Origin of the sequence: Corallococcus sp. AB038B, from assembly GCF_003668955.1 — a bacterium.
Lineage (GTDB): Bacteria > Myxococcota > Myxococcia > Myxococcales > Myxococcaceae > Corallococcus > Corallococcus exiguus.
In genome coordinates this window covers 1-470 of sequence record NZ_RAWO01000073.1, presented here as the reverse complement: position 1 = coordinate 470, position 470 = coordinate 1, and the positions used below count along the sequence as shown (strand labels likewise).

The 470-nt window shown below is 69.1% G+C and carries 1 protein-coding gene; it reads left to right on the top strand.

Annotated features, from left to right (window positions below; genetic code table 11):
- The coding region (locus D7Y04_RS42590) for an AMP-binding protein (protein WP_147477334.1) at positions 1 to 470 on the top strand (470 nt) is incomplete at both ends.

Here is a 470-nt window from a genome sequence, read left to right as displayed (position 1 = left end):
CCGGGCGAGCGGCTCTACCGCACGGGTGACAAGGCCCGCTGGCTGGAAGACGGCACGCTCGACTTCCTGGGCCGCGTCGACTTCCAGGTGAAGGTGCGTGGCTTCCGCATCGAGCCAGGCGAAATCGAGACCGCCCTGCACGCGGCGCCAGGCGTCAACGAAGCGGTGGTCGTCGTCCGAGGTGTCGACACGGACAAGCGACTCGTCGGCTACGTCACCGCGCACGAAGGGCACACCCTGGAGGTGGAAGACCTCAAGGCCCACCTGCGCCGGCACCTGCCCGAGTACATGGTGCCGTCGGCACTCGTGGTCCTGGAGGCCCTGCCCCTCAACGTCAACGGCAAGGTGGACCGCAAGGCCCTGCCCGAACCGGAAGACACGTCGCGCTCGGCCGGCTTCGTCGCGCCGCGCAATGCAACCGAAGAGCAGCTCGCGGCCCTCTTCGCCGAAGTCCTCCGCGTGGAGCGGGT